4 protein-coding genes are annotated in these 5,034 nt (G+C 63.8%); 1 reads left to right on the forward strand and 3 read right to left on the reverse strand.

Annotation, left to right across the window (positions count from 1 at the left end; translation table 11 throughout):
* Nucleotides 1–285: hypothetical protein (locus tag AC1DT2_RS15540; RefSeq protein WP_477297288.1), on the reverse strand; the 285-nt coding region annotated here is incomplete at its 3' end.
* A 300-nt stretch (nt 286–585) separates the two neighbouring features.
* Here AC1DT2_RS15540 and AC1DT2_RS15545 point away from each other — a divergent pair.
* Nucleotides 586–2,682 carry an acyltransferase family protein gene (locus AC1DT2_RS15545; RefSeq protein ID WP_477297289.1) on the forward strand — a complete coding sequence of 699 codons (2,097 nt, stop codon included), beginning with the start codon at nt 586–588 and terminating at the stop codon, nt 2,680–2,682.
* Here the strand turns inward: AC1DT2_RS15545 and AC1DT2_RS15550 are convergent.
* Together AC1DT2_RS15550 and AC1DT2_RS15555 are read right to left on the reverse strand one after the other, a co-directional pair.
* Complete coding sequence (locus AC1DT2_RS15550; protein WP_477297290.1) at nt 2,679–4,595, reverse strand: M61 family metallopeptidase; 1,917 nt, start codon at nt 4,593–4,595, stop codon at nt 2,679–2,681. The genes AC1DT2_RS15545 and AC1DT2_RS15550 overlap by 4 nt on opposite strands.
* A gap of 49 nt (nt 4,596–4,644) precedes the next feature.
* A partial coding sequence (locus AC1DT2_RS15555; protein WP_477297291.1) for an HAD hydrolase-like protein occupies nt 4,645–5,034 on the reverse strand: 390 nt, incomplete at its 5' end.

The following is a 5,034-nucleotide window of genomic DNA, read 5'->3' on the forward strand; positions in this document are numbered from 1 at the left end:
GTCATAAAGAACGAAGTTGCCGTCTCCCTGCATGTCGGCCATCACCGCGCCGCGCCCGGTAGTGTTCGTCGACCAGATCGGCCGCAGTGGCGTTGTGTTCCGGTAGACGACAAAGTTGCCGTCGTGTTGGAGCGTGGCCAGATAGCGACCTTCGTCGGAGTACATTATCTCGCCAGCGACGAGTCGTTCACCAGACTGTAATACGCGCGCGGCCGTGCTACTTCCGTACGCGAACGCGACGATTGAGACACAAGCGACCACCAAAGAACGGGTTCGAGTCACCATGGGCTGTCTTCCTTTTTTCTGGCTGAGTCCCCACGAGGGGATTCGTTAAGTTAGGGATGACAACTCCAGAGCGATAACCTCCAACGTCGCGCCCTCGTGCCAGCGGGTTGGTGTACGACAGGTGGTCATTAGAGCGTGCGTTTAGCGTTTTCGCCGACAGCGCGGTTCTCGCCACCTTGCTCCCGGAACCGCTTGATGGCTTTGAGATAGTTCTGGGGAGGCGCAGGACTACACGGCATCTTCTTCAGCCGCGCGGTCCCTCTGGTAACCTTGTCCCTCCGCGCTCCGAAGCCACTGTTCATGACGTCGACCCCCCAACGCCACGCGTACCTCCCGTACGTCGATGGACTGCGAGCGATCGCGGTCATTGCGGTCGTGCTGTACCACCTGAATCCGGCATGGTTGCCGGGCGGGTTCGCGGGCGTTGATATTTTCTTCGTGATTTCGGGCTTTGTCGTGGCGGCTTCGGTGGGTGAGCGTGAGCGCACGTCGCTTCCTTCGTTCATCACCTACTTCTTGTCCCGGCGCATGCTGCGCATCGCCCCTGCGCTTATCGTCTGCCTGCTGGTCACCGGACTGGTCGCGGCGGTCTTCATCCCCGACGCGTGGTTGRGCGACGGCAACCAACGCACGGGAAAGTTCGCGTTCTTCGGCTTCGGCAACGTGATCCTGGCGCAGCACAATAACGATTACTTTTCGCCGATCTCCGAATACAACCCGTACACGCACACGTGGTCGCTGGGTGTAGAGGAGCAGTTCTACCTGCTGTTCCCGGCGTTGTTCTGGCTATGGAGTTTTCGCGGGCGTTGGCGCGGCGTCGTTACCGGTCTGTTCGTCATCGGCGGGGCGTGGTCGTTCGTGCAGGCCGTGCAGCTGGGTTCCACCGATCCTTCCGCGGCTTTCTATCTGCTGCCCAGTAGGTTCTGGGAACTGGCGGTGGGCGTCGTGCTCTATCTTGGTATGTCGATGGCGGGGCGGCGTTTTGACGCCTTCGACCCGGTGACGCCACGCTGGTTGTTGCCGGCGGTAGCCCTCGCGTCGATCGGCTTGTTGGTAAGCCTGATCACATCGCAGCCGACCAGGTTCCCCGCGCCGGGCGCCGTGCTTCCGGTGCTGGCGACCGCCGCCTTGCTCGGGCTGTTGCACGGACGCCCGATGGATTYTCCGCTCGTGCGCGCGCTGACCTGGCATCCGATGCTCCGGATCGGTCGGCTGTCGTATTCGCTTTACCTGTGGCACTGGCCGGTATTCGTGCTGTTCCGCTGGACGGTAGGCACCGGTTCGTTGGCCACGCGCGTCGCCGCCGTGGCGATCGCGGTGATCCTGTCCGTGCTGTCCTGGCGTTATGTCGAGACGACCGTGCGCCGCGCGCACCGATTCAAGATCATGCCGCGCATTGCCGTGGTCGCCTGTGGTGTCGTGGCGCTCTATGCGGGCATGTGGATCAGTGGTTGGGTGGCTCGACGCCAGCCGGTGCTCTCGATCAGTGCCGTCGCGCGTCACGCCGATGACTGGTATCCGTCGAAGAAGCCGGTCATCACCAATGCCTCAGGTTGTTCGGTAACGCCGACGCCCGTACCCGTCGGCGATGGCTTTCGTGTCGTCTTCGAACGCAAGGCCTGTCGCGGACCGGTGACCGCGCCCCGGGTGTTCGCCATTGGTGACTCGCACGCCATGGCCTATGGCACGATGTTCAGTGACTACGTGCTGGATACCGGCGCGCAGGTGATGCTCTACAACAATGGCGGATGCCCCTTCCTGAGCCTGCAACCCTGGCGTGACCGCATGCCTCATTGCGCCAAGGTGGCGGGACAGGCGTTGGAGGACATGTTGCCTCGGTTGCGCGCGGGCGACGTGGTGTTCATGCCTTCGCTGCGCGTACCGCGATTTGTGGACCAGTGGRCTCGCCTGCCTCAGGAGGGCATGCAGGAACTCGTCTTCGGCGATGCCGCGGCGAAAGAACGCGATGCCGCCGTGCTGGAGGGGGCGAAGATTCTCCAGCGTATCCGGGCCACCGGCGYGCGCCCGATGATCGAGGCGCCGAACCTGGTGTTGAAAGCACCCCTGTTCCGTTGCGCGGACGTGTGGACGGCGAGTAACCCGGTGTGTGCGGACGGCACCACGGTGAACCGAGCCGAGTTCGAGCACCTTCGCGCACCGATGCTCGCCTCGATTCATTCGCTGGCAGGCCAGGTGCCCGGCTCGGCTGTCTGGGATCCCTTCCCGCTGCTTTGCCCGGTGGGCGCAGAGTGCAATGGCCTTCTCGACGGCAAACCACTGATGTTCGACGGCGACCACCTGAGCGGCTTTGCCAACCGTCTGCTGTTGCCGTCGTTTACCCAGGCGGTTCGTCAACTCCAGCCCGTGCCATCGACACCCGGCGTGACAACCGACTAGCGCCGGGCGGCAAGCAGTGCGCTGAGGCGGTCCGGCGTGCCCTCGATGCGTTGAAGATGCGGATAGCGGAGCGGTCCCGCCGGTTGTATGGCGACAGTGGATGTCCTCCCGTCCGTCGTTGTCGTCAGCCGTACAGGGCTGGGCCGCGCCGCCTTGAGCGCATCTTCGAGCAACTCAGGTCGATAGGCGACCCCGTTCACCGCATCGATGCGTGCACCTGGAGCGAAGCCCATGTGGAACGCCGGGCCGTTCCACGACACGGCTTTTACGATGCCGCCCTTGCCGACGGTGAGGCCAATGGCGCTGGAGAAGTCGCGGGCACCGGCGTCGATTTCACTTTGCCGGAAATACTCGCCAGGAGTGGCATCGAAAACGAGACGGTAGCCCTCCTGTTCCAGGCCATCCGTTACACGGGCCGCGTCATGGCTGTCGAGGCGGGAGCGCAGAAAGGTTGGCCAGTCGTTTGCGGCGACGCGTTGAAGGGCTGTGCAAACATCGTCGAAGGTGTATGTCGACGTCGTCATGTCGCCCTCCTGGCCGCTGCCGAAGAAGTCACGTGCGAAATCGTCGAGGCTCTTCTTGTCGCCCGTTTTCTTACGGATCTCGGCATCGACGGCGAGCCAGAGGAAAACCCCTTCGCCGTAGTAGTCCTCGCGTCGTTGCCAGTCGCGCCATGAGAGTGGATGGCCCGCGGCGATCAGGGGATCGTTGGTACTGTCCTGCAGGGACTTCCACTCACGCCCGCTCTGGCCAAGGACACCGGCTGCACCCACCGCGAGCGCATCGAGGGTCTCTTGTCTGCTGCGCAACCCAGCGCGCGCGGCGAGCACGCGGCCCCAGAATTCCGTCTGGCCTTCATAGACCCAGAGCAGACTGCCGCGCATGGGCTCGTTGAACGTAGCCGACCACAGGTCGGCGGGCTGGCGGTAACGGCCGTTCCACGAGTGCACGAATTCGTGAGCGAGCAGATCGCGGTCGACAAGGTAGTTTGCGTTGTTCCGGAAGAAATCCGGAGGAAGCACGTTGCTGCTGGACTGCGCCTGCTCGATGCCTCCCGGGCCGGGCAGGGTGTCGCTGAGGGCCAGCATGAAATCGTAGTGGTCGTAGTGACGCGTCGGCAACAGCTTGCGTGCTTGTTGCACCATCGCGCGCAGCCGTTCCTGTTCCTTCGCGTCCACGGTTACGTCATCGGGGTTCCCGCCGAGGGTGGTCAGTCGCACCGGCGCGTCGCCCGCCGCAGCAAGTTCATATCGCTCGACGTGCCGGCCTGCGAAGACGGGCGAGTCGACCAGCGCTTCCAGGGATGTCGTGTTGAACTCAACGGAACTTCCGGGCCGGCTTTCGAGCGCGGTGACGTATCCAAAACCTGGCGGCAGCGTCAGTCGTGCCGTCACCGGAATGTTCCGCACGAACCAACCGGCAGGGTAGAGAACCACGCTCTGCCACGGAACGGTGACGATGTCTGGCGTCGCACTCACCAAGCCTTGTCGCGCGGAGAAGGGCGACAGGAACTCGAAAACGACATCGAGCGTGGTCACGCCGGAAGGAATGTCCAGATGGAAAGCGAACGGATTCACCGTGTCGCGTTGCCATGTGAGTGGCCGACCTTGCGCATGGATGACGAGCCCGGCCAGCGCGGTGGCCGACGCTGTCGGCGCATGGCTTCCCGTTTCCCACTGTGGGTAGAGGAGAGTCATGGGTCCGTCCGACTGAACGGGTATCGATTCGCGCACGCGATAGATACGTTGCGCCGTGTCCGTCGCGTCGACGGCGAGCCCGATGCTCCCCTTGAAAGGAACATCGCGCGGCGCCGGAACCGGCAAAGGGAGGGGCAGCGGTTGCGGCCCCTCCGATGCATGCGCCGGGCTGGCGGCGATCAAGGCGAGAACAAGGAGCCGACCGATACCCTGCATGACGCGCCAGCCTGATTTGTGAGGAACGTTGCTTCTACCGTTGCGGGGGTTAATCGGCCATGACCGCGGCGGTGTACGTCGCGATATCGGCCGGCTTGTCGGCAATCTTCCACGCGCCCGCGCCTTCCAGCTCTCGGCGATCGCCAAAGCCCCAGAGCACGCCGATGCCCCGCACGCCATTGGCGACGGCGCCTTCCATGTCGTAAAGACGGTCGCCGATCATGATCGTGTCTTCGGCCGGCTGGTCGAAGTCGGCGAGCGCGGCGGCGATCATCGTGGCCTTCTCGCTGTGCGCAGTGGACAGGTCGGGTGCGTAGACGCGCTCGAAGAAGTGGCCGAAGGGCAGGTGGGCGATGATCGGGCCAGCATGGGGGAGGGGCTTGCTGGTGACGACGGCGAGGCGATGGCCGGCAGCAGACAGCGAAGCGATCAGTTCGGG

This window comes from Luteibacter sp. P4_E6, assembly GCF_056401535.1.